We start from the raw sequence: 25650 nt of genomic DNA, 5'->3' as shown, positions 1-25650 counted from the left end.
TACCCTCGAAACATGGCCAGCAAGACTTCGACGCGCGGAAAGGCGGGGTCCTCCAGCACAGGATCCCGCTCGCGCGCAACCGCGAAGACCACGGTGCTGGAACCCGTCGAGACCGAGGGTGTCGTCGTGCGCGCCTGGCGCGGCCTCGGGCACGTCGTCGGAGGCGCCGCAAGGGCCTTCCGCATCGAGCCCATCGCTCCGGAGGACCGGCGCGACGGCATTCCGCTGCTGCTCGTGCTCCTCGCGATCGCCGGCGCCGTGGTCGAGTGGTTCCTCATCGGCAATCCCGTCGCCGTCCAGCTCGATGCGTGGACGTTCGGGCTTTTGTTCGGCCGGGTCGCCTTCGGGCTGCCCATCGTCATGATCGGCTTCGCCTTCTGGCTGTTCAACAAGCCGTCGAGCGTGCACGACAATCGCCGCATCGCCATCGGCATCAGCCTCGCGGTGCTCAGCATCGCCGCGCTCTGCCACGTGCTCGGCGGCCAGCCGCAGCCGAAGAACGGCATGGTCGCGCTCGCGAGCGCCGGCGGTCTCCTCGGCTGGATGCTCGGGGCTCCGTTGTCCTACCTCACGCTGTGGGTCGCGGTGCCCGTGCTGTCCCTGCTCGCTGCGCTCTCGCTGCTCATCATCACGAAGACCCCGCCGGCCCGCATCGGTGCCCGCATGGGGGAGGCCTACCGCTACCTCTTCGGCGCACCCGAGAAGGAGCCCGCCGCGGACACCGCGGTCGATGCCGCTCCCAAGCGCTCCCGCAAGAGCAAGGCGCGCGACGACGACACGCTCTTCGACATCGAAGAGGAGATCCCGGCGGGAGGCGAGCTGCCCTGGTGGCGGCGCAACTCGTCGGGTCGCGAAGAGGACCCGGACTACGCGGGCGACGCGAAGGCCATCGACGAGGTGCTCGACGGCACCCCGAGCAGCGACGACCGCACGCACGCCTTCGACACGGCCTTCGCGGGCGGCGAGACGACCGAGATTCCCGCGACGAACCCGAACGACGGATTCCCGACCGGCCTGTTCGACGAACTCGACCAGGCCGAGGCGGCGGTCGCCGCGTCGGGAGCCGCCGCGGCCTCCGGACTCGGCGACGACTCGCCGACCGATTTCGTCGCCGACTGGCAGCCGGACGACGCCCCGGAGCCGGGGCCCGCGCCCACGACGCCGTTCGCCGTCGCGCCTCCGCACGTGCCGACGGCCGCACCCAGCTACCTGCTGCCCGACCAGGGCACGCTGAGCGCGGGCGACGCTCCTCGCACGCACACCGAGGCCAACGACCAGATCATGGCTGCGATCGCCCGGGTGTTCGAAGAATTCAAGGTCGACGCCCGCGTCTCCGGATTCTCGCGCGGCCCGACGGTGACGCAGTACGAGGTCGAGCTCGGCCCCGGCGTCAAGGTCGAGAAGGTGACGGCTCTCTCCAAGAACCTGTCCTACGCGGTGGCCTCCAACGAGGTCCGCATCCTCTCGCCGATCCCGGGCAAGAGCGCGATCGGCATCGAGATCCCCAACAAGGATCGCGAGAACGTGGCTCTCGGCGACGTACTGCGTTCGGCGAAGGCCCAGCGCAGCACCCACCCGATGACCATCGGCGTGGGCAAGGACGTGAAGGGCGGCTTCGTCGTTGCCAACCTCGCCAAGATGCCCCACCTGCTCGTCGCCGGTGCGACCGGCTCGGGCAAATCGAGCTTCATCAACTCGATGATCACGAGCGTCCTCATGCGCGCGACGCCGGCCGAGGTACGCATGGTGCTCGTCGACCCCAAGCGCGTGGAGCTCACGGTCTACCAGGGCGTTCCGCACCTCATCACCCCCATCATCACGAACCCCAAGAAGGCGGCCGAGGCGCTGCAGTGGGTCGTGAAAGAGATGGACATGCGCTATGACGACCTGGCGAGCTTCGGTTTCCGCCACATCGACGACTTCAACGAGGCCGTCCGATCCGGTTCCATCGTGCTGCCCGAGGGCAGCCAGCGCGTGCTCAAGCCCTACCCGTACCTGCTGGTCGTGGTCGACGAGCTCGCGGACCTCATGCTCATCGCTCCGCGCGATGTCGAGGACTCGATCCAGCGCATTACCCAGCTCGCTCGTGCGGCGGGCATCCACCTGGTGCTCGCGACCCAGCGCCCCTCGGTCAACGTGGTCACGGGCGTCATCAAGTCGAACGTGCCCAGCCGGTACGCCTTCGCCGTGGCCTCGGGCACGGACTCCCGCGTCATCCTCGACGAGGTCGGCGCCGAACGGCTGATCGGCCAGGGTGACGGCTTGCTGCTGCTCAACGGCGAATCCACGCCGATGCGCGTGCAGGGCGCCTGGGTCAACGAGTCCGAGATCGCCAAGGTGGTCGCCCACGTCAAAGCGCAGGCGCAGCCCGAGTACCGGGCCGACGTGGCTCAGGCGGTCGAGAAGAAGGAGATCGACGAGGACATCGGCGACGATCTCGAGGTCCTGCTCGCGGCCGTCGAACTCGTGGTCTCGTCGCAGTTCGGATCCACCTCGATGCTGCAGCGCAAGCTCCGCGTGGGCTTCGCGAAGGCCGGCCGGCTCATGGACCTCATGGAGTCCCGAGACATCGTGGGCCCCTCCGAAGGCTCGAAGGCCCGCGACGTGCTCGTCTCGCCCGAACAGCTGCCCGAGGTGCTCGCGCGGCTCCGCGGGGACGCACCTCCCGCGGGTGCGGTCCAGGCCGCTCCGGCCGCCCCCGCGTCGATGCCGCAGGCGGTCGAACCCGACCCCTACGACGATCCGATCGGTCGCCATCAGGCCGGTCTCGAAGAGGTCGAAGCCGAGGAAGACGAGGACGCCTGGAGCCTGACGGGCCGCGACTGAACACTTCCTCCGCGCGAACGAAGGCGATGCCCCGAGCGCTGCTCGGGGCATCGTCCTGTCGCAAGAGATCCTCGCGCGGTGCCCGAAAGCACCTGCGTCCTGCTAGCGTCGAAACGACGATCCCACCCGAGAGCGAGAAGCACCGTGAGCGACACAAACCAGCCCGAGCAGCCCGGCGGCGGCGCCCCCGAATCGCAGACGGGCTCGCCGAGTCCGCGCGCGGAGCAGCCGGGTGCTCAGGCACCCGCTCCGGCTGCGCCCGAGCAGTCGGCCCCACCCGCGCCGGGCGAGCCGGATCCGATCCACCAGTGGGCTGCGCCGGGCACGGCCCCGGAGTCTGCGCCCGCCCCTCCCGCAGCCGAAGCCGCGCAGCAGTGGGGTCCGCCCGTGCCTCCGGCGGCACCGCAGACGCACGCACCGCAGGTCCAGATGCCCGCGCCGCCCGTGCCCGTACCCGAGATGCACGCGCCTGCGGCCCCGACCGGCGAGCCGGCGCAGCAGTGGGCTCCGCAGCCCGGCGCGCCGTACTCGGCGGCGGGCGCACCTCCGGCGAAGCGCGGCCTGCCGAAGTGGGCGCTCTGGCTGATCATCGGCGGGAGCGCGGCGATCCTCGCGATCATCGCCGTGGTGGTCGTGCTCGTGGTCGTCATCTCCTCCGGGGGTCCGAAGGGCACGGCGAGCGACTACCTCGCTTCGCTGTCGAGCGGCAAGGTCGCCGAGGCGAACAAGATCGCCCGAGTCGACGGGGACAAGCGTCTCGCCGTCCTGGCGTCCGACGCCTACGCCAAGGCGGAGCGCGCGACCGACTACGAACTCACCGCCATCAGCCAGCGCGATGACCAGGCGATCGCGTCGGCCACCTACAAGGTCGATGGCTCGACCGCGCGCGGCACCTTCGAGCTGCGCAAGGACGACAAGGGCTGGTACGTCTCGCGCGGGCTGACCGCTCCGCTGCCGCGGGTCTACGGGAGCAGCGGTGCCGACGCCTACCGCCTGCCCGGCTACGACGGGCTGATCACGAACGACCTCCGGCTGGAAGCCTACCCCGGCGTCTACACGGCCCAGGCCCCCAACAAGTACTTCGAGTTCAGCGAGCCCTTCGTCTTCGAGATCGGAAGCGACGTGCTGTCTGCGACGGACACCCCGAAGCTCGTCCCCTCGCAGGCGATGGCCGACGAGATCGATGCGCAGTTGAAAGCCCACATCGACGAGTGCATCAAGTCGGTGACCGACCTGTCCTCCGTCAGGGAGTGCGGCATCTCCGGCTACCCCTCGAAGGTCTACGACGTGCAGAAGATCGGAGTGTCGGTGAAGTCCTACCCGAAGGTCGAGCTCCAGCAGTACTCGTTCGAGCTCAAGGAGAAGGGGGCGGCGACCGTCACCTACACCGGCAAGCAGTCCGGAGGCGGAGAAGGCTCCGAAGCGCTCGAGGCCGACTTCTCGAGGCTGATCTTCCGCCCGGTGTTCGAGGACGGCAAGCTGACCATCACCTACTACTGAGACCTCCGACAGGTCGTACGGCGAGCGGAGCCCCAGAATGAGCGGTATCAGCACCCCCGAGCACATTTCGAACTGGAATGCGCCCAACGTGATCACGGGGGCGCGGATCCTCGCGACCCCGTTCTTCATCTGGATGCTCCTCGCCGATGACGGCGAGATGGGGCCCTGGCGGTGGGCTGCCGGAGCGTTCTTCGTGCTCGCGATCGCGACGGACGCCTGGGACGGCTATCTCGCCCGCTCCCGTGGGCTCGTCACCGACCTCGGTAAGCTGCTGGACCCGATCGCCGACAAGTTCCTCACCGGCGGTGCCTTCGTGTGCCTGTCGATTCTCGGCGAGCTTCCCTGGTGGATCACCGCGCTCGTGCTGATCCGCGAGGTCGGGATCACCGCTCACCGCCTGTTCGAAGCGCGCGAGGTCGTGGTGGCCGCAGCGTGGATGGGCAAGCTCAAGACGATCGCCCAGTCTGTCGCGATCCCGCTCGCGATCTTCCCGTTCCCCGAACTCCTCGGATCGTGGATGCACGTGGTGAACGCCATCGCGATGACGATCGCCGTGCTGCTGACCGTCGCGAGCGGCATCGACTACGTCGTCAACTTCGCGCGTCTGCGTCGCGGAGCCGGCGGAGGCACGGGGCGATGACCGACGCCGAAGCGGTGATCGCGGCGGCCCGGCGGTCCGGCCAGCGGATCGCCGTCGCCGAATCGCTCACCGGCGGGTGGCTGTGCTCCGCGTTGGTCGCCGTCCCGGGAGCGTCGACCGTGGTGCTCGGCGGTGTGGTGGCCTATGCCACGCCGCTGAAGGCGGCCCTGCTCGCGGTCGATCCGGAGTTGCTCGCACAACGCGGTCCCGTGGATCCCGAGGTCGCGAAGCAGATGGCGCGGGGAGTGCGGGAGGCCTGCGCGGTCGACGGTCGCGAGGCCGAGATCGGCATCGCGACCACCGGAGTCGCGGGACCCGACCCGGATCCGCAGACGGGGCAGCCGGCCGGCACCGTGTGGCTGGGACTGAGCTCCGCGGCCGGGGAGCGCGCGGTGCGATTGCGCCTGCACGGGGATCGCCACGCGATCCGGGAGGCTGCGGTTCGCGCCGGTGTCGAAGCACTCGGAGAGCTGCTGAGGCGAGATCCCGGCTCGGAGCGGACTCCGTCCGCCTGACTTGAGCCGACTCGGCTCATATTCAGGTGATGTTCAGGAATAGTCGGGGAGTCGCGCCGGTTGTTCACAGTGACGCTCGGCAGACTTGAAGCGTCACCCACTCGGGGAAGTCGATTCCGGGCGGGTAGTGTGGAGACGTGATCTTCGGATCGCGGACGCAAGAAGGAGGACGCCATGGTGCTGGTTCGTCAAGAGATCGGTGACGTGCTGCGAGACTTCCGCCTGCAGAAGGGCCGGACCCTGCGACAGGTCGCCGGCGAGGCGAGCGTTGCGCTGGGCTATCTCAGCGAGGTGGAGCGCGGGCAGAAGGAAGCCTCGAGCGAGATTCTCGCGGCGGTCGCCGACGCGCTCGATACGCCGCTCTCGGTCATCTACGGCGAGGTGAGCGATCGCCTCGCGGTGGTCGAGGGGCTCAGTGTCCCTCTCGCGTCGCGCGTACCGGACACGGTGCCCGCCGACCTGGTCTCGGGCTATGCGTCCGAGCTGATGGCTCGCTAGTCCGATCCGATCTTTCGAGGGCGTCCGGCCGTTCGCGGCCGGACGCCCTCATCCGTCCCGAGGGGGAGCGATGCGACTGAGCGAGTTCCAGCGTGCGATGCGCGAGGAGTTCGGCGACGCCTACGCGGGGGTGCTCATGCGCGATCACTGGCTCGTCGCCCTCGACGGCACGGCGGACTCGGCGCTCGCGCGAGGGGTGCCGGCGCGCGAGGTGTGGGCCGCGGTCTGCGAGGACCTCGACGTGCCGCCCGCCCGCCGCTACGGCAGGGGTCTCCGCGATCCGCAGGGCTGAACCCGTGGATGCGGCCTGCGACACGCCGCCGCGCTATCGAATGTGTGTTCGAATGTTGCTATCGTCGTCCCCAGATGGATTCGGTGCCTTTCTGGCTCCGGGAGCTGTGGTCTCAGGCGTGAATGTCGGTGGCTGCTTCTAGTGTCTGAACACGAAGCCATCACGCCTTGTCGAGGAGCAGCCGCCGGTTGCTTCGCACGACAGCCGATAGGCGGCAGAGCAGGCGGTTTCCGCCCGAGCAGAAGGAGCACACCATGGCAGCAAACGATCGCGAAAAGGCCCTCGACGCGGCACTCGCGCAGATCGATCGGCAGTTCGGCAAGGGCGCGATCATGCGCATGGGAAGCCAGGAGCGCGCTCCGGTCGAAGTGATCCCGACCGGCTCGATCGCACTGGACGTCGCCCTCGGCATCGGCGGTCTTCCGCGCGGCCGCATCATCGAGATCTACGGTCCCGAGTCCTCGGGAAAGACCACGCTCACACTGCACGCCATCGCGAACGCGCAGCGTGCCGGCGGTATCGCGGCGTTCATCGACGCGGAGCACGCGCTCGACCCCGAGTACGCGCAGAAGCTCGGCGTCGACATCGACTCGCTGCTCGTCTCGCAGCCCGACACCGGCGAGCAGGCGCTCGAGATCGCCGACATGCTGATCCGCTCCGGCTCGGTCGACCTGATCGTCATCGACTCGGTCGCGGCGCTCGTGCCGAAGGCCGAGATCGAAGGCGAGATGGGCGACAGCCACGTGGGCCTGCAGGCCAGGCTCATGTCCCAGGCGCTCCGCAAGATGACGGGCGGTCTCAACCAGACCAAGACCACCGCGATCTTCATCAACCAGCTCCGCGAGAAGGTCGGCGTCTTCTTCGGCAGCCCCGAAACGACCTCGGGCGGCAAGGCGCTCAAGTTCTACGCCTCGGTTCGTCTCGACATCCGCCGTATCCAGACGCTGAAGGACGGTCAGGACGCCGTGGGCAACCGTACCCGCGTCAAGGTCGTCAAGAACAAGATGGCACCGCCCTTCAAGCAGGCCGAGTTCGACATTCTCTACGGTGTCGGTATCTCTCGCGAGGGCTCGCTCATCGACTTCGGTGTCGAGCACGGCCTCGTCAAGAAGAGCGGCTCCTGGTACACGTACGACGGCGACCAGCTGGGCCAGGGCATGGAGAACGCCCGTCGTTTCTTGATCGAGCACGCGGACGTCGCTGCCGAGATCGAAGAGAAGATCCTGGTGAAGCTCGGCGTCAATGGCCGCACCGAGGCTGACGCAGCCGCCGTCGACGGCGGCGAGGCCGCGGGCGACGTGCGCATCGGAGCCTAAGAACCATGGCGGTCCGCTTTCTGCCGCCTCCCGAGGACCGGTCGGCGGCCACCACCGCCGACCGGGGCGACCTCGCCGAGGTGATCGAGTTCCGCTCGCGCCTCGGCGGCGCTTCCCCGGCCGATAGGTCGGGCGAAGCGAGCGAGGCCGAGGCTGAACCCGCCGATGTCGGGTCGTCGCGAGAAGCGGCTGCCGGCGCTCCGAGTCGTCGGAGCAATGTCGTCGAGGCAGTCTTCGGGGGAACCCCGCTCACTCGCAGCGGCGCGGTGGAGCCGGTCGTGCCGACGACTCCGAAGCGACGGACATCGAGGCGTCCGACGGGTCCGGAGAGCCCGACGGCCCGACCCGCACGGCGAACGAAGACGCGGTGCGCCTCCTCGCTCGCCGAGCCCGGTCCAGCGGTGAGCTGCGCGCAGAGCTGGTCGCCCTCGGACACGACCCGCACGAGGTCGACGACGTGATCGACGAGTTCGTGCGGAGCCTCTACCTCGACGATCTGGGCCTGGCACGGGTCGTCACGGAGAAGCTGCGTGAGGGCAAGCGGGCGAGTCGCGCTCAGATTCGGCAGAAGCTCCGCGAGCGGAAGTTCGAAGACGAGGCGATCGAGACCGCGCTGGGCGAGCTCGATGACGATGAGGAGTTCGCGCTGCTGCGTCGCACCGCGCTCGAACGCGCTCAGCGACTCGGCGGTGTCGACCGGCAGACCGCCGAACGAAGACTGCTCGGATTCCTCGCCCGGCGCGGGTGGTCCGGTGAGCCCGCGGTCCGGGCCGTCCGCGACGCGCTCGACGGAACCGGTGCCCGCTCCGCAGGCTCCCGGCCATCCGGCGGTCGGGGATCGAGCGTGCGATTCGAGTAGCCGGGAGCACGACGTCCCCTCCTCCCGCGATGTTTCCGCCTGTGGGCCGGTCCTGGTGAGCGCGACGGTCTCGGTAGAATCGGATCATGTCAACCGTCGTCTCCGAACCCACTGAGATCGCACCGTCGCCCGCCGCAGTTCGTGCCGACGGGACGCCGCGCAGCTACGCAGTGCGCACCTTCGGGTGCCAGATGAACGTGCACGACTCGGAACGCCTCTCCGGTTCGCTCGAGTCCGCGGGGTACGTGCGCAGCGACGGCGAGGACGCCGACGTGATCGTCATCAACACCTGCGCGGTGCGCGAGAACGCCGACAAGAAGCTCTATGGGACGCTCGGCGCCCTGGCCGGGGTCAAGCGCGAACGTGACGGCGGCATGCAGATCGCCGTGGGCGGCTGTCTCGCGCAGAAGGACCAGCACGCCATCGTCGAGAAGGCGCCCTGGGTCGACGTCGTGTTCGGCACCCACAACATGGGATCCCTGCCCGCCCTCCTCGAACGCGCACGCCACAACGACGAGGCGCAGGTCGAGATCCTCGAGGCGCTCGAGACGTTCCCCTCCACGCTGCCGACCAAGCGCGACTCCGCGTCGAGCGGCTGGGTGTCCATCTCCGTCGGGTGCAACAACACCTGCACCTTCTGCATCGTGCCCACGCTGCGCGGAAAGAGAAGGACCGGCGGCCCGGCGACATCCTCGCCGAGGTGCAGGCGCTCGTCGACGACGGGGCGATCGAGGTCACGCTGCTGGGGCAGAACGTCAACACCTACGGCGTCGAATTCGGCGACCGGCAGGCGTTCGGCAAGCTGCTCCGCGCCATGGGCGAGATCGACGGGCTCGAACGGGTCCGCTTCACGAGCCCGCATCCCGCCGCATTCACCGACGACGTCATCGCCGCGATGGCCGAGACGCCGAACGTGATGCCGTCGCTGCACATGCCGCTCCAGTCCGGCAGCGACCGCGTGCTCAAGGCCATGCGCCGCTCCTACCGCAGCGCCAAGTTCCTCGGGATCCTCGACCGGGTCCGCGAGCAGATCCCCGACGCGGCGATCACCACCGACATCATCGTCGGCTTCCCCGGCGAGACCGAGGAGGACTTCGCCGAGACGCTGCGCGTCGTCGAAGCTTCACGGTTCTCCAGCGCCTTCACCTTCCAGTACTCGATCCGCCCCGGCACGCCCGCGGCGACCATGGAGGACCAGATCCCCAAGGCGGTCGTGCAAGAGCGGTATGAGCGCCTCGTCGCGCTCCAGGAACGCCTCTCCCTCGAAGAGAACCGGGCGCAGGTCGGACGACGCATCGACGTCCTGGTCTCCGTCGGCGAGGGCAAGAAGGACTCGGCGACGCGGCGGCTCTCCGGGCGCGGCGAAGACAACCGCCTCGTGCACTTCGCCCTGCCCGAAGGCGCCGAAGAGCCCCGTCCGGGCGACGTCGTCACCGTCGGAGTGACCGCGGCTGCTCCCCACTTCCTCATCGCCGACGACACCTCCGCCTACGCCGTGCGCCGCACTCGCGCGGGTGACGCCTGGGACCGACGCCAGGCCGAGAGCTGCGGGGTGCCCGCTCCGGCATCCGCCGGGGGTGCGCGTCAGGTCGGTCTGGGCATTCCGACCATCCGGACCGCGTGATCGGCTCGGGCGCGTCGGTGCTCCCGGGCATCTGGGCCGTCGTCGGGGCCACCGGCACCGGCAAGACCGCGCTGTCGCTCGCGCTCGCCGAACGCCTGCGCGCCGACGGCACGGCCGCCGAGATCGTGAACGCCGACGCCATGCAGCTCTACCGAGGCATGGACATCGGCACCGCGAAGCTGCCCGAGGCGGAACGTCGGGGGATCCCGCACCACCTGTTCGACGCGGTCGAACCCCGAGACGAGGCCACCGTCGCCTGGTATCAGCCGACGGCGCGAAGCGCGATCGAAGCGGTGCTCGCGCGAGGGAACCATGCGATTCTCGTCGGCGGTTCCGGGCTCTACGTGTCGAGCGCGATCTTCGACTTCCGCTTCCCGCCCAGGGACGAAACGCTCCGCGTCGAGCTCGAAGCCCGGCTCGACCGGGACGGGGTCGAGCCGCTGCTCCAAGAGCTGCGGAACCTCGCCCCCGCGGTGGCCGAAGCCGTCGACCGGCGGAACCCCAGACGGGTCGTGCGCGCCCTCGAGGTCGCGCGTCTCGGCGGCGATGCGCAGGTGGTGCTTCCGGAGGCACCGGCGCGGTGGCATCCCGAGGGAGCGCCGGCACTCGGATCATCGGGGTCCACTGTGAACGCGCCGAGCTCGTCGACCGTCTCGACCGTCGGGTGGAGCGGATGTGGGCCGACGGCCTGCTCGACGAGGTGCGTGCGCTGGTTCCGCTGGGGATCGAACAGGGCAAGACCGCCAGCCGCGCGATCGGGTATGCACAAGCGCTGGCGCAGCTCGCGGGACGCATGAGCGAGACGGAGGCGGTCGCCGAGACCCAGGCGCTGACCCGACGCTACGCGCGGCGCCAGGTCAGCTGGTTCAAGCGGTACCCGGGCATCGAGTGGATCGATGCGCCGGAGGTCGGGCGGATCACGGGGCTCGCGGACTGAACTCGGCACCTTCCGCCGGATGAGCCCACCCGGGGACGACGGTGACCGGGATCCCCTCGCGGCGCCAGAGCGCGATGACGACGAGGACGGCGCGTCCGAGCGCGTGTTCGCGCTCGACCCAGGCGAGGGTCCCGGGTATCGCCGGGCACAGCGCCGAAGCGCGGTGGAAGAGATCGAAGTTCCGGTTCCGAGGATCGGCCGCCACATAGTGGCGGATGCCGGAGACGTCGCACAGCGTCCCGTCGACATCGACGATCACCGCGGGTTGCCGCTGATCCATGGGCCACGGACCGCCTTTCTCCTCCGCCAGGGGAGGGAACGATCCTAGCCGATCCGGCCCGGCGCGTCCTCTCCCGCGGATGCGCTGCTATCGTTCCCGCATGAACGCCCGCATACGAGCCTTCGCCGCCTCCGACACCGAAGCCGTCGTCGCGCTCTGGGAGGCCTGCGAACTGACCCGGCCCTGGAACGATCCGCGCGCAGACATCGCACGGAAGGCCGCGGTGCAGCCGGAACTGTTCCTCGTCGGCGTGCAGCACGGATCGGAGCGCGTCGTCGGCTCGGTCATGGCGGGCTACGACGGGCATCGCGGATGGCTCTACTATCTCGCGACGGATCCGGCGCATCGTGGACGCGGGATCGCCCGCGCGCTCGTGGCGGAGGCGGAGCGGCGCCTCGAAGCCATGGGCTGCCCCAAGGTGCAGCTCATGGTGCGCGGCGAGAACGCCGGCGTGGTCGGCCTCTACGACGCGCTCGGCTACGGAACCGACGACGTGCTGGTGCGGAGCCGCAGGCTGATCGCGGACTCCTGAGCCCGAGGGCCACCAGCCGGAGCCCTGCGGGCCCGTCAGAGTTCGATCCCGAACCGCCGGGCGTGCAGCGCGCGCACGTCGTCGGCGAGTTCGGGGGCCGGGCCGGCGACTGGCACCCCCGGGGCCACCGCTCGGATCGGCAGCGGAGCGACGGGTGCCGGAAAGATCCCCCACTCGGTCGTCCAAGCGGCGTACTGCTCGGTGCTCGTCGCGTACACGATCCGGCCGAGGCCGACCCAGGCGTGCGCGGCCGAGCACATGGCGCAGTGCTCGCCCGACGTGTAGGTCACGCTCGAGGCCCGTTCCTCGGGCGTGAGGTGCGCGGCAGCCCACCGGGCGATCGCGAACTCGGGGTGCCGGGTGGCGTCACCGTGCCTCACCCGATTCCGATCTTCGAAGCGCACCATGCCGGTGGGATCGACGAGCAAGGAGCCGAATGGTTCGTCCCCGTCCTCGAGCGCCTCGCGCGCGAGGTCGACGCAGCGCCGCAGGCGCGCAAGATCTTCGGACGTCAGAGCGCCCGGGCCGGAGTCGATCATGCCGTCACGCTAGCATCCGACTCGGGCGATCGAGTCGGCGCGCAGACGCCAGCCCTAGACTGGGACCATGACGACCCTCGCGTTCACCAAGGGCCACGGCACGGGCAACGACTTCGTGCTCTTCACCGACCCCGAGGGGAGACCGACCTCGCTCCTGAGCAGATCGCGGCGATCTGCGACCGGCGTTTCGGCATCGGCGCCGACGGAGTGATCCGCGCCGTGCGCTCCCGCGCGCTCCCCGAGGGCGCCGCGGCTCTGGCGGAGGAGCCCGAAGCGGAGTGGTTCATGGACTACTGGAACGCCGACGGGACGCCCGCGGAGATGTGCGGCAACGGGATCCGCGTCTACGCCCACTACCTCATCGCCGAGGGGCTGGTCGCTCCCGAACGACGCGATACCCTGCCGATCGGCACGCGCGCGGGTGTGAAGGACGTGCTCACCGGGGTCTCGGGCTACACGGTGGATCTCGGACGCTGGCGGCTGGCCCCCGAAAGGCTCGTCGCGGCGAATGGGCTCGACGTCGCGCGCCCCGGCCTCGGCATCGACCTCGGCAACCCGCACGTCGTGGTCGCCCTGGCGAACGGCGGGGAACTCGACGGGCTCGACCTCGCGAAGGCGCCCGCGCTCGATCCGGTGCCCGAGTCGGGAGCCAACGTCGAATTCGTCGTGCCGGAGGATCCGCTGCTCAAGAACGGGGTCGCGCACATCCGGATGCGCGTGCACGAGCGCGGCGTCGGCGAAACGCTGTCCTGCGGGACGGGAACCGCGGCCGCCGCGCTCGCGTTCCGGCACTGGGGCGGCGACGGGATGCCGAACCACTGGAGCATCGAAGTGCCCGGCGGCCGGCTCGGCGTGCGCATGTTCCCGACGGAAGAGGGCGAGCACGTCTCCCTCAGCGGTCCGGCGGAGCTCGTCTACCGCGGTGAGATCGACCTCGACCGGCTGTGACGTGGGGCGCGCGCCGCGCGTCCCTTCGAAAACGCGAGAGCGGCGGGTCGCCCCGAAGGGCGGCCCGCCGCTCTCGCGCTCGGGTCGAGGACTACATGCAGTCCACGTAGTCCGAGGCGACGGCCGAGGCCAGATCGGACTGCAGCTGGCTGAGTTCCGACGCGTTCGCGCTCGTCGGGTTCTGGAGGAGTTCCGCCATCTTCTGGTAGACCGCCCGGTGCTCGCCGGTCGCGGCCGAAGCCAGCTCCTTGTAGGCGTCGATCAGGGACTGGGGGGCCTGGCCAGCGCTCGGATCGATGTTGAGGCTCTCCTTCTCGACCTTGTCGAGCGCCGTGCAGAACGCGGACGAGGACTCGGAGGTGCCCGACGAATCGGTCGAATCGCTCGAGGGCGAGTCGGTCGTCTCGGTCGGAGCGATGCTGGTCTGGCTGTCCTCGTACTGCTTCTGCGCCTCGGAGGCCGCGGTGCCGACGATGGCGGCCCCGGTGACGAGGGTCACGATGAGGAAGATCGACGCGATGATGCCGCTGGCGACGCTGACGTAGCCGATGATCGTGCCGGCGAGGGCGAAGCCGCGCCCGCGCCCGCCATCGCGCTTGATCTGCTTCAGCGCGATGTGGCCGCAGATCACGCCGACGAGGCCGATGAAGAAGGAGCCGATGAACGAGACCAGCGCGAGCGGGTTCATCGGGGCCTGGGGAGCGGGAACCTGGGCCCCGGGCTGCTGGTACGGGGGCACGGGGGCTCCGGGGCCCTGCGGAGGCACCGGCGCACCTGCGACCGGAGCGGGCTGCGGGGCGGGAGCCGCCTGCGGGACCGGCGCACCTGCGACGGGCGCGGTCTGCGGGAACTGGACGGTCGGCTGCTCCGAACCGACCGGCGGAACCGGGGGAGCGACGGGTGCGCTCGGCGCCTCCGCAGCGGGCGGCACGGGGGTCTGGGGCGCCTGAGGCTGGACGGGCGGCTGGTTCGGAGCCTGGTTCTCGGGCTGCTCGGGGGTCGTCACGATGCGATCTCTTCCGGGTCTGCGGGGCGCCCGACGGGCGCGGAATTCATGAGCGGGGAAAAGGAGAGCGCGTCGGATCGCCATGGTCCCCGCAATGAGTGTATGCGGAAGATTCCTATTCGCGCATCTCGGGGAAGGGTGGTTGAAAAGCGTTCAGGAATTCGAGGCGATATACACTTGCGGTTTCAATTGAATGATCATTAAAAATGATCGCCGCATCGGTCGCGCGCGGTGAATCACCAGCAGTCGGCGCCGTCCTCGGTGAGCGCGTTGTCCGCGTCCGCCTGGAGCTGCTGCTTCTCGGCCGCGGGGAGCTTCGAGGTTCCCGAGAGCATCGCGACGTAGTCGGTGTAGAGCTTCCGATGCGATTCGGGCGCGATCTCGGTGACCTTCTTGACCGAGTCGATCAGCGTCTGCGGCGCGGGCTCGCCGATCACGTACGCATCGACCTCGTCCCAATAGGTGTTGAGGGCATCGCACAGGGGCTGGTTCGCGGGGGACGGCGTCACCGATTCCTCGCTGTACGGAGCGGATCCGCCCTCGTCCTGATAACCCGATCCCGCGCTGCCGGCCGTCAGGCCGATCGCACCGATCGCGAAGATGCCGAAGAGGATGAGGAACCCGATCGCGACCAGCTCGAGCGCGAGCGTGGCGTAGCCGATGATCGTGCCGGCCAGGGCGAATCCGTGGCCGCGCTCGCCGCTGCGCTTGATCTGGCGCAGCGCGATGTGGCCGCAGATGATGCCGACGAGGCCGACGAAGAACGAACCGATGAACGAGACGAGGGAAAGCGCGTTGAGCGGCGCTTCGGGCTGCGGCGGGAACTGCGGCGGAACCGCCTCGACGTGCGGGGGCTGCGGCTCGGAGAACGGAGTGCCCGTCGTCGCATCGGGGAGCCCGGTCCGGCTGGGGTCCTGCGGCGGGAACAGGTTCGACATCGTCTGTCCTTCGAGTTGCGGCCCCGGCGAATTCCGGGCGCTCGGCATCAGTCTAGGAGGGCCGACGGAGCCGCGCTCTCAGGGAACGCGGAGCGCGGACCCCTGCGTCAGACCTGCCTGGCACGGAGCACGTGGAAGCCCTTGTCGCGGGCCATGCGATCCACCGCGAGCTCGGGGAACGCCTCGCCGATCCAGCGCTGCAGGGAGTCGGCGCCGAGGTGCTTCGCGACGACCAGGTAGGCGGAGCCGCCCGGGGCGAGACGCGGCAACCAGGTGCCGAGGATCTCGTGCAGCGCCGCCTTCCCCACGCGGATGGGCGGATTCGACCGGATCTCGTCGAACCGGAGCTCGGCCGGGACCTCTTCGGGGGACGCGATGCGCACGCCCGCGAGGCCGAGCGATCGAGCGTTCTCCGCGGCGAGGGCGCGGGCCCGTTCGTTGACATCGACACCCCAGACCTCCGCTTCGAGGCCCGACGCCGATGCGGTGAGCGCCGCGTCGAGGGCGATGGGCCCCCAGCCGCAGCCGATGTCGAGCACCCGCCCGGCGGGAGGCGCATCGGCGAGCGTGCGCAGCAGCACTTCGGTGCCGCGATCCAGATGTTCGGGGCTGAACACCCCGCCCGCCGTCCGCACGCTGCGCTCCGCGCCGCCGAGCACGGCGCGGATCTCGCGGGGTCGCAGCTCGCTCTCCGGCGACTCGCTGAAGTAGTGGCCGCTCATGCCCGGGACGCTCGCTGAAGGGGAAGTGCCATGGCGAGAGCCTACCGGCACGGGCTCGTCCTCCGGCACGGACGCTCTCGGCGAACGGGCCTGGTCGCCCGGCCGGGCGCGCCGTAGACTGGTGCCCGCATGACGAAACGCACTTCTGAGGATCCTGGCACCGAGGTCGCCGATCCCATCGAACGAATCCTGGCCCGCGCGGGCAGCTCCGGCGCCACCGGAGCGACGGTCCTCCGCGATGGCGGCGTCGAGAACCTGACCGGCGGCGCGCAGGCGCTCGGCGACGAGGCGCACGATCAGCTCTCCGCCGATATCGAGGCGATCCGCCTGGAGCGCGAGCAGCGCGCATCGCTGCGCCGCGTGCCGGGTCTCTCGACCGAGCTCGAGGACGTGACCGAGGTCGAGTACCGCCAGCTGCGTCTCGAGAACGTGGTGCTCATCGGGGTCTACCCCCAGGGGAGCCTGGACGACGCGGAGAATTCGCTGCGCGAACTCGCCGCGCTCGCCGAGACGGCGGGCGCGAACGTGCTCGACGGGCTCCTGCAACGGCGCCCGCACCCGGACAAGAGCACCTACCTCGGCAAGGGCAAGGCCCACGAGCTCGCCGAACTGGTCGCTTCGGTCGGCGCCGACACGGTGGTGGCCGACACCGAGCTCGCGCCCAGCCAGCGGCGCGCCCTCGAGGACGTGGTGAAGGTCAAGGTCATCGACCGCACCGCGGTGATCCTCGACATCTTCAGCCAGCACGCGAAGAGCCGCGAGGGCAAGGCGCAGGTCGAGCTCGCGCAGCTCGAGTACCTGCTGCCCCGCCTGCGCGGCTGGGGCGAATCCATGTCCCGTCAGGCCGGTGGACAGGTGGGCTCCGGCGGCGCGGGTATGGGCTCGCGCGGCCCGGGCGAGACCAAGATGGAGCTCGACCGGCGCAAGATCCACACCCGCATGGCGAAGCTGCGCAAGCAGATCGCCGGGTTCGCGCCCGCGCGCGAGGCCAAGCGAGCCAACCGCAAGCGCGGCGAGGTGCCGTCGGTGGCGATCGCCGGGTACACGAACGCCGGCAAATCGAGCCTGCTCAACCGCCTGACGGGCAGCACGGCGCTCGTGCAGAACCAGCTGTTCGCGACCCTCGACACGACGGTGCGGCACGCCGAGACGGCGGACGGACGCACGTTCACCTACAGCGACACCGTCGGATTCGTCCGCAACCTGCCGCATCAGCTCGTCGAGGCCTTCCGCTCCACCTTCGAGGAGGTGGGGGAGGCGGACGTCGTCCTGCACGTCGTCGACGGCTCGCACCCCGATCCCGAATCCCAGCTGCGCACCGTGCGCGACGTGATCGCGGAGGTCGACGCGCAGGGCATTCCCGAGATCGTCGTGTTCAACAAGTCGGACCTCATCGACGACGCGCAGCGCCTCGTGCTGCACGGCCTCGCGCCCGACGCGGTGTTCGCCTCCGCGCGGACGGGCGAGGGGATCGAGGAGCTGCGCGCCCGCATCGATGCGGCGCTTCCGGTCCCGGACCGCGAGGTCGACGTCGTGATCCCCTACGATCGGGGCGACCTGGTCGCGGAGCTGCACGAGCGCAATCGCGTGCTCGAGACCGAGTACGTCGAGGACGGGACGCGCGTGCGCGCTCTCGTCACCGGCGAGACCGTGGCGAAGCTGGAGCCCTTCCTGCTCCGCTGAGATACCGGATCTCGCAGCCGTTCGCCGACCCTGCGGTAACACTGGGAAACCGGGTAATACTGCGACACGAACCTGCCGCTGGAAGACGCCGCTGGCTAGCGTGAAGTTGATCCACTCACCTCACGCGAAGGACACTCCAATGCCCGCGACGCAGCCCCTCCCGAACGCCACCATCCTCGGGTACCCCCGCATCGGCCGCCGCCGCGAACTCAAGCGCGCCGTCGAGTCCTACTGGAAGGGCGACCTCACCGAGGGCCAGCTCCTCGAGACGGCGGAAGAGCTGCGCGCCGCAACCCGCGCCCGCCTCGTCGAGCTCGGCCTGCCCGCGACGGGCAGCGCGATCCCCGAGAGCTTCAGCTTCTACGACCAGGTGCTCGACGCAACCCTCGCGCTCGGCGCGATCCCCGCCCGCTTCGCCGACGTCGCATTCGCCGACGACGCGACGGACCTCGCCACCTACTTCGCGCTCGCCCGCGGCGACAAGGATCACCAGCCGCTCGAGATGACGAAGTGGTTCGACACCAACTACCACTACAGCGTCCCGGAGATCGACGAGAAGACCCCGTTCGAGGCGAACGCCTCCGCACTCGTCGCCCAGTTCGCCGAAGCCGGCGAGCAGGGCATCGAAACGCGCCCCGTCCTCGTCGGACCCGTCACCTACCTGCTGCTCGCCAAGGCCTCCGACTCGGCGGGCGAGGGCTTCGCGCCGATCGACCGGCTCGACGACGTCGTCGCGGTCTACGCCGAACTGCTCGGCGCGCTCGCCGCGGCCGGCGCCGCCTGGGTGCAGCTCGACGAGCCGGCCCTGGTATCGGATTCCCTCCCGGTGTCGCGTGACGAGGCGACCGCTCTCGTGGAGCGCGCCTACGGCGTGCTCGGCGGCCTCGAGAATCGCCCGCAGGTCCTGCTGACGACCCCCTACGGCGATTCCTCGGCCTCCCTGCTGCGCCTCGCGGCGCTTCCGGTCGAGGCGGTGCACGCCGATCTCGTGCGGGGCACCCTGCCGCACGGCGCCTTCAGCTCGGGAGAGTTCGAGAGCGCCTTCTACCGGAAGCAGTTCGTGGCCGGCGTGATCGACGGTCGCAACATCTGGCGCACCGATCTGCGCATCGCCTCGGGCGTGGTGCAGGATCTCCAGCTGGCCGGCATCGACGTCGTCGTCGGCACCTCGAACACCCTCCAGCACGTGCCCCACGACGTCACCGACGAGGCGAAGCTCGACGACCGCCTGCGCTCGTGGCTCGCCTTCGCCGACCAGAAGGTCGAGCAGGTGGCGGTGCTCGCCCGCGGGCTGCGGCACGGCGCCGATTCGATCGAGGCCGAGCTCGCCGAGACCTCGGCGATCCTCGCCGACCGCGCGGCCGCTCCCGGCGTGCGCATCGATGCGATCCGCGAGCGCGTAGATGCGGTGACGGACGCCGACCGCACCCGCGACGACGAGCAGGTCCGCCGCGACGCGCAGCGCGGGCTCGGCATCCCGGCCTTCGCGACGACCACCATCGGCTCGTTCCCGCAGACGAGCGAGATCCGCAGGGCGCGCGCCTCGTTCTCGCGCGGCGAGATCGACCAGGACGCCTATGACGGCTTCCTGCGCGCCGAGATCGAACGCGTCATCCGGTTGCAGGAGGAGATCGGCCTCGACGTCCTCGTGCACGGCGAGGCCGAGCGCAACGACATGGTGCAGTACTTCGCGGAGCTGCTCGACGGCTTCGCGGTGACCGAGAACGGCTGGGTGCAGTCCTACGGCACCCGCGCGACCCGTCCGTCGATCCTGTGGGGCGACGTCTCGCGACCCGCCCCCATGACGGTCGCCTGGTCCGCCTATGCGCAGTCGCTCACCGATCACCTCGTCAAGGGCATGCTGACGGGTCCGGTGACGATCCTCGCCTGGTCGTTCGTGCGCGACGACCAGCCGCTCGCCGACACGGCCGCGCAGGTCGCGCTCGCGCTGCGGGACGAGATCGACGACCTCGTCGAGGCGGGGATCAAGATCGTGCAGGTCGACGAGCCCGCGCTGCGCGAGCTCCTGCCGCTCGACGCCGACCGTCAGGCGGCCTACCTCGACTGGTCGGTGGGGGCGTTCCGTCTCGCGACGAGCGGCGCCGCCTCCGACGTGCAGATCCACACGCACCTGTGCTACTCGGAGTTCGGCGAGATCATCGACGCGGTCGACGGCCTCGATGCCGACGTCACCTCGATCGAGGCGGCCCGCAGCCGCATGGACGTCGTCGAGCCGCTGGGCGACCACGGCTACTCGCGCGGCATCGGGCCGGGCGTCTACGACATCCACTCGCCCCGGGTGCCGAGCGTCGAGGAGCAGACCGAGCTGATCCGCATCGCCGCCGCCCGCATCCCGGGCGAGCAGCTCTGGGTCAACCCCGACTGCGGCCTCAAGACCCGCGGCTACGAGGAGACCGTGGCGAGCCTGACGAACCTCGTGCAGGCGGCCCGCGCGGTCCGCGCCGAGCAGGCCGGCGCCACGGGCACGGCGTGAGCGCGGAACCCTGCGGTCCTGCGAGCTGGCCGGCCGACGGCGTGCTGCCGACCGAGCCGGTCGGCTCGCTGCCGCGGCCGGCCGGCCTGCAACGAGCGGTGCTCGACGCCGAGATCGGTCAGCTCCCGGCCGCGGAGCTCCGCGCCGAGCAGGATCGCGCCGTGCGCGACACCCTTGCGAGATTCGAGGCGACGGGGTCTCCGATCATCAGCGACGGCGAGCAGCGCCGGCAGAGCTTCGCGAGCTACCCGCTCGGCGACGGAGGCGCCGATGGCGATGTGCGGGAGGGGCCGGTGTTCGCGGTGTTCGCCGACGGGCACCACCGGGTGATCCCGAGTCTCGCGCGCGGGCCGTTCCGGTACCGGGCATGGGCCGCCGACGATGTGCGCGCGGCGCGCGAACTGACGACCGTGCCCCTGAAGCAGGCCGTGATCTCGCCCTCGATGCTGTCGCTCATGGTGCCCGAGGACGGCCTCGGCGACTACTCGCGAGCGGAGTTCCTGGACGACGTCGTCGCGGGCTGCGCGGAGGACATCCGCCGCTGCTTCTCGGCGGGCGCCGCGCGCGTCTCGATCGACTTCACCGAGGGACGGCTGGCGCTGCGGCGCGATCTCCGGGCACCGTGGGCGGGGCCGGAGGCACTGGGCGGTTTCATCGAGCTCTTCAACCGTGTGCTCTCCGAGCTCGCACCCGAGGAGCGCGCGGCCGTCGGCGTGCACACCTGCCCGGGCAACGACAACGACTCGGTGCACTCCGCGGACGTCGACTATGCCGAGCTGATCCCCGAGCTCCTGCAGATCGAGGCGGGCTATTTCCTCGTGCAGGCCGCCAGCGAACCGGAACCGGACCGCGTTGCCCGGCTCGTCGGAACGCAGCTCCGGGCCCGGGCAGCCGCCGGTGCCCCCGTGCCCCGCGTGCTCGTCGGCGTCACGAACCCGACGAGCCCGAAGCTCGAGACCGCCGAACAGGTGCGCGACCAGCTGGTGCGCGCCGCGCGGTTCATCCCGCCCGAGCTGCTGGGCTCGACCGACGACTGCGGCTTCTCGCCCTACCTGATCGACGAGAAGCCGCGGCACGGATCGCCGGACTTCGCACGGGACGTGGCATTCGCGAAGATCGCCGCGCGCGTGCGCGGCACGGAGCTCGCGGCCCGCGAACTGAGCGGAGCCCCCGCATGAACGCCACGCTGCTGACGGGCAGCGCGCCCACGCGCGCCCGGTTCTCGTTCGAGGTCTTCCCGGCGCGCAGCGGGGCCGCGGCGCTCGCCCTCGGCCACGCCGTGCAGCACCTCTCGGCCGCCGGTCCGGACTTCATCTCGGTAACGTACGGCGCGAACGGGTCGAACCGGGACGCCTCGCTCGACCTCCTGCGGTATCTCCGCGACCACACCGACGCTCTGCCGCTCGCGCACCTGACCACCGTCGGCGAGACGCGGGAGGCCGTGCGCGCCACGATCCACGGGATCATGGACGCGGGCGTGCACGACTTCCTCGCGCTGCGGGGGATCCGCCGCGCGGACGGAGCGAGGACGACCCCCTCGTCTCCGGTTCGCTGTCGGCCCTCGAACTCACCGAGCTCATCGCGGAGGCCCGCGCCGAGCGCCCGGCGCTCACGAGCGTCGGGCGGACCGCCGTGGCGGCGTACCCGAACGGGCATCCGATGTCGCGGTCGCGCTCCGAGGACCTCGACTGGCTGGTCGCGAAGCAGGAGGCGGGGGCGCAGTTCGCGATCACCCAGCTGTTCTTCGAAGCGGACGAGTATCTGTCGTTCGTCTCGGATGCCCGCGACGCCGGCCTGCGGATCCCCGTGCTGCCCGGCCTCATGCCCGTGTCGACGAGCGCCCAGCTGCGCAAGGTCGCCTCGCTCGCCGGGCGACCGGCCCCTCGGGGCTGGAGCGTGCGCTCGAGGACGCCGGCGGTTACGCACCGGAGCTGGGCGTGGAGCACACCATCCGCCTGGCCGGCGAGCTGCTCGCGGGCGGGGCGCCGTCGGTGCACCTGTACACCTTCAACCGGCACGAACAGGTGCTCGCGGTGCTGCGCGAGCTGAACCTGCTGGCGCCCGTCGGCTGAGCGCCCCGGTCGGCTTGAGCCCGCGAAAGCACGCGGGTTCGACGAGAGCACGGGCTTTCGGAAGGCGACTCGCCGGGCTCTCGTCGAACAACGGTGCTCTCGCGTTCGCTCGAGCAGCGCTGCGGACGGACCGGGCTACACCGCCTGCGGGAAGCTCTCGGCCGCGCGATCGGCGAGGTGACGCAAGTGCGCGGGAACCTCGCGGCCCTTCGCCGACATGGTCTGCGCCCAGAGACGACCGGCTCGGTACGAGGAACGCACGAGCGGCCCGGCGAGTACTCCGGCGAACCCGATCGATTCGGCCTCGGCCTTCAGCTCGACGAACTCCTCGGGGCGCACCCAGCGGTCGATCGGATGGTGCAGCTTCGACGGGCGCAGATACTGGGTGAGCGTGAGGATGTCGCAGCCGGCGTCGAAGAGCTCGCGCATGGTGGAGGTGATCTCGTGCCGCTCCTCGCCCATACCGAGGATCAGGTTCGACTTCGTGATCATTCCGGCGCGGCGCGCCTGCGCGATCACCTCGAGCGAGCGCTCGTAGCGGAACCCCGGCCGGATCCGCTTGAAGATCCGGGGGACCGTCTCCAGGTTGTGCGCGAACACCTCCGGCTCGGCCTCGAACACCTGGGCGAGATCCTCGGGGCGGCCGCCGAGATCGTCGGCGAGGCATTCGACGCCCGATCCGGGATTGAGCCCGTGGATCTGCCGAATGGTCTCGGCGTAGAGCCAGGCGCCGGTGTCGGGGAGGTCGTCGCGGGTGACCCCGGTGATCGTCGCATAGCGCAGGCCCATCGTGCGCACCGATTCGGCGACGCGTCGGGGCTCATCGAGGTCGAGCGGCAGCGGCTTGCCCGAGGTGATCATGCAGAAGTCGCAGCGGCGCGTGCAGATCGAGCCGCCGATCAGGAAGGTCGCCTCGCGATCCTCCCAGCACTCGTAGATGTTCGGGCAGCCGGCCTCCTGGCAGACGGTGTGCAGGCCCTCGCGCTTGACGAGCGAGTGCACGTCCCGGAACTCCGGCCCCTGCCGGGCGCGGGTCTTGATCCACTCGGGCTTGCGTTCGATCGGCGTTTCGGCGTTGCGGGCCTCGACCCGGAGCAGCCGGCGGCCTCCGACCGCGGGCGCGGTGCCGGCGTCCGGCGCCTCCGCGTGCCCGCGGCCGCACCCGACGGGGGAAGCGCTCCCGGGCTGCTCGGCCGCGAGGACCTCCGAGAGCGGAGTGCCGATGTTTCGGGCGCTCACTCGGCGACCTCCGCGAACACGGTCGCGAGTCGCGCTTCGAGCCGCGGGGCCACCTGCTGGGGCAGGATCTCGGTGCCGACGAGCCGGCTGAGCGTGGTGACCCCGGCGTCGGTGATGCCGCACGGGATGAACGCCGCGAAGGGATCCAGCGAGTTGCTGCAGTTGATCGCGAGGCCGTGGGTGACGATCCCGCCGCTCGTGTGCAGGCCGATCTGCGCGAACTTGGCGGGGGCGACGGCCCCGGTGTCGGCCCAGACGCCCGAGCGGCCGTCGACGCGGAATCCGCGTGCGCCGAACTCCGCGGCGACCTCGATGATCGCCTGCTCGAGCTCCCGGACGAAGTCGACGACGCCGAGGCGCTCGCGGAGCCGGATCACCGGGTACGCGACGAGTTGACCGGGGCCGTGCCAGGTCACCTTCCCGCCGCGGTCGACCGGCACTACGGGAGTGCCATCGTTCGGGAATTCCTCGGGGAGCGCGCGCCGGCCGGCCGTGTACACGGCCTCGTGCTGCAGCAGGAGCAGCGTGCCGCGGTCACTGCCGCCGGCGATCCGAGCGACCGCCTCCCGTTGCAGCGCCAGGCCGGCCGCGTAGGGGATAGGTACGGGAAACCCCGCTGCGTGTGTGCGGATGCGTGGGAGCGCGAGCGTCTCGGACATGCTTCACAGAATAGATGTACTGAGTGCAAATAATCAAAATCGACGAAAAAGGCGCCGGGATGCCTCCGCCCCCGGCGCCTCCCGCGGCGGCGCTGTGCGCCGACTAGACCGAGCGGAAGACGGCGACGACCTTGCCGAGCACCTCGGCGTGGTCGCCGAGGATCGGTTCGAATGCGCTGTTCCGGGGGAGCAGCCAGGTGTGGCCGTCGCGACGGCGGAACACCTTGACCGTGGCTTCGCCGTCGAGCATCGCAGCGACGATGTCGCCGTTCTCGGCATCGCGCTGCTGTCGGATCACGACGAAGTCGCCATCGCAGATGGCGGCGTCGATCATCGAATCGCCGACGACCTTGAGCATGAAGAGCTGCCCGTCGCCGACCAGTTGCCGGGGAGCGGGACCACCTCGTCGACCTGCTGCTCCGCAGTAATGGGAACACCCGCCGCGATGCGCCCGACCAGGGGGACGTAGGCCGCCTCTTCGACCTGCTGCTGCGGCACGTCGCCGATGGCCTGCGAGGTCTGGGCGAGCTCCACCAGGATCTCGAGCGCCCGGGGGCGGTTGGGATCGCGCCGGATGTAGCCGCCGAGTTCGAGCCGGGTGAGCTGGTGGGTGACGCTCGACAGCGAGGAAAGGCCGACCGCGTCGCCGATCTCCCGCATGCTCGGCGGGTACCCGCGGGATTCGACGGAGCGGGCGATGCACTCGAGGATCGCCTGCTGCTTCTCGGTGAGCGGCTTCGGAGGGCGGCTCGGTGTCGTCTCGCTCATCAGGGCCTCTTCTCCGGGTGCTGCTCGGGCGGCCGGGGCGGTGCGCTCCGGTGCCGATCATGAATGTCGGTAGTCGGTGGTTCAGTGTCTACCGGTGTTCGAAACCCTAGTTCGCGGGCCGGTCCCGCGGCAAACATACGTTCGAGTGTCGCCGAAAAATATCGGTCAGAGATTCGAATCGAGGGTTGCGGGTTTCGGAGATCGAACGTATATTCGATACAGATGTTCGACCGTGGGTCGGCGTCGAAGTACGAGAGGAGCCGATCATGGGCGCACGAGAACTGAGTGCAACGATCGATCACCAGGGCAGCGCGGAGGCCCCTGCGGCGAAGAGCCGCCTGCGTCTGACGCGCCGTGGCCGTCGGGTGTTCGGCGCTCTTGCGACGCTGGCCGTGTCGGCGCTCCTCGCGGGCGTAGCCGTGTTCGGCTCCGCGCAGGCGCAGGCCAATGTCGACGGCCGCCCCGCGGACTTCGGTTACGTTGTCGTGCAGCCCGGTGAATCGCTCTGGGCCGTGGCTACCCGTCTCGATGCGAAGGCCGATCCTCGCGACCTGATCGCGGAGATCGTGCAGCTCAACCAGCTCGACGGTTCCGGCGTGCAGGCCGGACAGCCGGTCGCGGTTCCGCTGCGATACTCGCACGCCACCGGCGTGGTGCCCGCGTCCGAGGTGGGCATCGGCACCAACGCCGAGCTCGCCGCCGGGGCGTAGCCCGCGAACGCGGCGTAATCCAAGGGACTGGGCGCGCGGGCTCCCCGTAGACT

General features: G+C 70.2%; 21 protein-coding genes and 5 pseudogenes. 18 read left to right on the top strand and 8 right to left on the bottom strand.

Annotated elements, in window-relative coordinates; translation table 11 throughout:
- The first annotated feature begins 12 nt into the window (after positions 1 to 12).
- The 10 genes and pseudogenes from AB3K78_RS08030 (at position 13) to miaA (ending at position 11007) form a co-directional block, all read left to right on the top strand.
- On the top strand, positions 13 to 2826 hold the full coding sequence (locus tag AB3K78_RS08030; RefSeq protein WP_416447212.1) for a DNA translocase FtsK: 2814 nt from the start codon (positions 13 to 15) through the stop codon (positions 2824 to 2826).
- Positions 2827 to 2970: 144 nt separating this feature from the next.
- Positions 2971 to 4326: a hypothetical protein gene (locus tag AB3K78_RS08025; RefSeq protein WP_416447211.1), complete on the top strand. Its 1356-nt coding sequence runs from the start codon at positions 2971 to 2973 to the stop codon at positions 4324 to 4326.
- 37 nt (positions 4327 to 4363) lie between these two features.
- Positions 4364 to 4966: a CDP-diacylglycerol--glycerol-3-phosphate 3-phosphatidyltransferase gene (pgsA, locus tag AB3K78_RS08020; RefSeq protein ID WP_416447210.1), complete on the top strand. Its 603-nt coding sequence runs from the start codon at positions 4364 to 4366 to the stop codon at positions 4964 to 4966.
- Positions 4963 to 5481 (top strand): CinA family protein, encoded by a 519-nt coding sequence (locus tag AB3K78_RS08015; protein WP_416447209.1) that lies wholly within the window; start codon positions 4963 to 4965, stop codon positions 5479 to 5481. The genes pgsA and AB3K78_RS08015 overlap by 4 nt, the downstream gene beginning before the upstream one ends.
- Positions 5482 to 5655: 174 nt before the next feature.
- Positions 5656 to 5979, top strand: coding sequence for a helix-turn-helix domain-containing protein (locus tag AB3K78_RS08010; RefSeq protein WP_046455857.1), 324 nt, complete (start codon positions 5656 to 5658; stop codon positions 5977 to 5979).
- A gap of 70 nt (positions 5980 to 6049) precedes the next feature.
- On the top strand, positions 6050 to 6271 hold the full coding sequence (locus tag AB3K78_RS08005; protein WP_416447208.1) for a DUF3046 domain-containing protein: 222 nt from the start codon (positions 6050 to 6052) through the stop codon (positions 6269 to 6271).
- 254 nt (positions 6272 to 6525) lie between these two features.
- Positions 6526 to 7587 (top strand): recombinase RecA, encoded by a 1062-nt coding sequence (recA, locus tag AB3K78_RS08000; RefSeq protein ID WP_416447207.1) that lies wholly within the window; start codon positions 6526 to 6528, stop codon positions 7585 to 7587.
- Between the two features lie 367 nt (positions 7588 to 7954).
- On the top strand, positions 7955 to 8446 hold the full coding sequence (locus tag AB3K78_RS07995) for a regulatory protein RecX (protein WP_416447206.1): 492 nt from the start codon (positions 7955 to 7957) through the stop codon (positions 8444 to 8446).
- Between the two features lie 86 nt (positions 8447 to 8532).
- Positions 8533 to 10070 (top strand): annotated as a pseudogene (miaB, locus tag AB3K78_RS07990) (tRNA (N6-isopentenyl adenosine(37)-C2)-methylthiotransferase MiaB).
- Positions 10071 to 10210: 140 nt separating this feature from the next.
- Positions 10211 to 11007: pseudogene (miaA, locus tag AB3K78_RS07985) on the top strand (tRNA (adenosine(37)-N6)-dimethylallyltransferase MiaA).
- On the opposite strand, the gene AB3K78_RS07980 reads toward miaA, so the two are convergent.
- On the bottom strand, positions 10988 to 11287 hold the full coding sequence (locus AB3K78_RS07980; protein WP_416447205.1) for a hypothetical protein: 300 nt from the start codon (positions 11285 to 11287) through the stop codon (positions 10988 to 10990). The pseudogene miaA and the gene AB3K78_RS07980 sit on opposite strands and share 20 nt — an antisense overlap.
- Positions 11288 to 11387: 100 nt before the next feature.
- Here AB3K78_RS07980 and AB3K78_RS07975 point away from each other — a divergent pair, with 100 nt between their 5' ends.
- Positions 11388 to 11819, top strand: a complete 432-nt coding sequence (locus AB3K78_RS07975) for a GNAT family acetyltransferase (RefSeq protein WP_416447204.1) — start codon at positions 11388 to 11390, stop codon at positions 11817 to 11819.
- Between the two features lie 35 nt (positions 11820 to 11854).
- Here AB3K78_RS07975 and AB3K78_RS07970 read toward each other — a convergent pair whose 3' ends face one another.
- Entirely contained in the window at positions 11855 to 12358 is a 504-nt protein-coding gene (locus AB3K78_RS07970; protein ID WP_416447203.1) for a nucleoside deaminase, read from the bottom strand.
- A gap of 67 nt (positions 12359 to 12425) precedes the next feature.
- On the opposite strand from AB3K78_RS07970, the pseudogene dapF reads away from it, so the two are divergent.
- Positions 12426 to 13306, top strand: a pseudogene (gene dapF, locus AB3K78_RS07965) (diaminopimelate epimerase).
- Positions 13307 to 13397: 91 nt separating this feature from the next.
- Here the strand turns inward: dapF and AB3K78_RS07960 are convergent.
- The 3 genes from AB3K78_RS07960 to AB3K78_RS07950 all read right to left on the bottom strand — a co-directional run bounded on the left by AB3K78_RS07960 (position 13398) and on the right by AB3K78_RS07950 (position 15972).
- Positions 13398 to 14312, bottom strand: a complete 915-nt coding sequence (locus AB3K78_RS07960; RefSeq protein ID WP_416447202.1) for a DUF4190 domain-containing protein — start codon at positions 14310 to 14312, stop codon at positions 13398 to 13400.
- A 236-nt stretch (positions 14313 to 14548) separates the two neighbouring features.
- Entirely contained in the window at positions 14549 to 15250 is a 702-nt protein-coding gene (locus AB3K78_RS07955) for a DUF4190 domain-containing protein (protein ID WP_416447201.1), read from the bottom strand.
- A 107-nt stretch (positions 15251 to 15357) separates the two neighbouring features.
- Positions 15358 to 15972, bottom strand: coding sequence for a class I SAM-dependent methyltransferase (locus AB3K78_RS07950; RefSeq protein WP_416447200.1), 615 nt, complete (start codon positions 15970 to 15972; stop codon positions 15358 to 15360).
- Between the two features lie 129 nt (positions 15973 to 16101).
- Here AB3K78_RS07950 and hflX point away from each other — a divergent pair, with 129 nt between their 5' ends.
- The 5 genes and pseudogenes from hflX (at position 16102) to AB3K78_RS07925 (ending at position 22221) form a co-directional block, all read left to right on the top strand.
- Positions 16102 to 17655: a GTPase HflX gene (gene hflX / locus AB3K78_RS07945; RefSeq protein ID WP_416447199.1), complete on the top strand. Its 1554-nt coding sequence runs from the start codon at positions 16102 to 16104 to the stop codon at positions 17653 to 17655.
- 139 nt (positions 17656 to 17794) lie between these two features.
- Positions 17795 to 20149, top strand: coding sequence for a 5-methyltetrahydropteroyltriglutamate--homocysteine S-methyltransferase (gene metE / locus AB3K78_RS07940; protein ID WP_416447198.1), 2355 nt, complete (start codon positions 17795 to 17797; stop codon positions 20147 to 20149).
- Positions 20146 to 21327 carry a hypothetical protein gene (locus AB3K78_RS07935; protein ID WP_416447197.1) on the top strand — a complete coding sequence of 394 codons (1182 nt, stop codon included), beginning with the start codon at positions 20146 to 20148 and terminating at the stop codon, positions 21325 to 21327. The genes metE and AB3K78_RS07935 overlap by 4 nt, the downstream gene beginning before the upstream one ends.
- Positions 21324 to 21973, top strand: a pseudogene (locus tag AB3K78_RS07930) (methylenetetrahydrofolate reductase); the annotation flags it as partial. The gene AB3K78_RS07935 and the pseudogene AB3K78_RS07930, both read left to right, overlap by 4 nt.
- Positions 21974 to 22086: 113 nt before the next feature.
- Positions 22087 to 22221 carry a hypothetical protein gene (locus AB3K78_RS07925; protein ID WP_416447401.1) on the top strand — a complete coding sequence of 45 codons (135 nt, stop codon included), beginning with the start codon at positions 22087 to 22089 and terminating at the stop codon, positions 22219 to 22221.
- A gap of 135 nt (positions 22222 to 22356) precedes the next feature.
- On the opposite strand, the gene lipA is transcribed toward AB3K78_RS07925, so the two are convergent.
- From lipA to lexA, 3 genes and pseudogenes are all read right to left on the bottom strand, one after another.
- Entirely contained in the window at positions 22357 to 23319 is a 963-nt protein-coding gene (lipA, locus tag AB3K78_RS07920; protein ID WP_416447325.1) for a lipoyl synthase, read from the bottom strand.
- Positions 23320 to 23456: 137 nt separating this feature from the next.
- A complete protein-coding gene (gene lipB, locus AB3K78_RS07915) occupies positions 23457 to 24119 on the bottom strand; it encodes a lipoyl(octanoyl) transferase LipB (protein WP_416447196.1) in 663 nt (220 codons plus the stop codon).
- Positions 24120 to 24222: 103 nt separating this feature from the next.
- Positions 24223 to 24887: pseudogene (lexA, locus tag AB3K78_RS07910) on the bottom strand (transcriptional repressor LexA).
- A 266-nt stretch (positions 24888 to 25153) separates the two neighbouring features.
- Here lexA and AB3K78_RS07905 point away from each other — a divergent pair.
- On the top strand, positions 25154 to 25597 hold the full coding sequence (locus AB3K78_RS07905; RefSeq protein WP_416447195.1) for a LysM peptidoglycan-binding domain-containing protein: 444 nt from the start codon (positions 25154 to 25156) through the stop codon (positions 25595 to 25597).
- Positions 25598 to 25650 lie beyond the last annotated feature (53 nt).

It is taken from the genome of Leucobacter sp. HNU (assembly GCF_047946755.1).
Lineage (GTDB): Bacteria > Actinomycetota > Actinomycetes > Actinomycetales > Microbacteriaceae > Leucobacter.
Note: the sequence above shows the minus strand (reverse complement) of the source record. Positions and strands in the feature narration are given on the sequence as shown.

Excerpts from the sequence above, each read along its gene's own strand:
- AB3K78_RS07980 (WP_416447205.1), bottom strand. The coding sequence starts at position 11,287 with ATGGATCAGCGGCAACCCGCGGTGATCGTCGATGTCGACGGGACGCTG.
- AB3K78_RS08015 (WP_416447209.1), top strand. The coding sequence starts at position 4,963 with ATGACCGACGCCGAAGCGGTGATCGCGGCGGCCCGGCGGTCCGGCCAG.
- AB3K78_RS07950 (WP_416447200.1), bottom strand. The coding sequence starts at position 15,972 with ATGAGCGGCCACTACTTCAGCGAGTCGCCGGAGAGCGAGCTGCGACCC.
- lipB (WP_416447196.1), bottom strand. The coding sequence starts at position 24,119 with ATGTCCGAGACGCTCGCGCTCCCACGCATCCGCACACACGCAGCGGGG.
- AB3K78_RS08010 (WP_046455857.1), top strand. The coding sequence starts at position 5,656 with ATGGTGCTGGTTCGTCAAGAGATCGGTGACGTGCTGCGAGACTTCCGC.
- recA (WP_416447207.1), top strand. The coding sequence starts at position 6,526 with ATGGCAGCAAACGATCGCGAAAAGGCCCTCGACGCGGCACTCGCGCAG.
- AB3K78_RS08030 (WP_416447212.1), top strand. The coding sequence starts at position 13 with ATGGCCAGCAAGACTTCGACGCGCGGAAAGGCGGGGTCCTCCAGCACA.
- AB3K78_RS08005 (WP_416447208.1), top strand. The coding sequence starts at position 6,050 with ATGCGACTGAGCGAGTTCCAGCGTGCGATGCGCGAGGAGTTCGGCGAC.
- hflX (WP_416447199.1), top strand. The coding sequence starts at position 16,102 with ATGACGAAACGCACTTCTGAGGATCCTGGCACCGAGGTCGCCGATCCC.
- metE (WP_416447198.1), top strand. The coding sequence starts at position 17,795 with ATGCCCGCGACGCAGCCCCTCCCGAACGCCACCATCCTCGGGTACCCC.
- AB3K78_RS07970 (WP_416447203.1), bottom strand. The coding sequence starts at position 12,358 with ATGATCGACTCCGGCCCGGGCGCTCTGACGTCCGAAGATCTTGCGCGC.
- AB3K78_RS07905 (WP_416447195.1), top strand. The coding sequence starts at position 25,154 with ATGGGCGCACGAGAACTGAGTGCAACGATCGATCACCAGGGCAGCGCG.
- AB3K78_RS07975 (WP_416447204.1), top strand. The coding sequence starts at position 11,388 with ATGAACGCCCGCATACGAGCCTTCGCCGCCTCCGACACCGAAGCCGTC.
- pgsA (WP_416447210.1), top strand. The coding sequence starts at position 4,364 with ATGAGCGGTATCAGCACCCCCGAGCACATTTCGAACTGGAATGCGCCC.
- AB3K78_RS07955 (WP_416447201.1), bottom strand. The coding sequence starts at position 15,250 with ATGTCGAACCTGTTCCCGCCGCAGGACCCCAGCCGGACCGGGCTCCCC.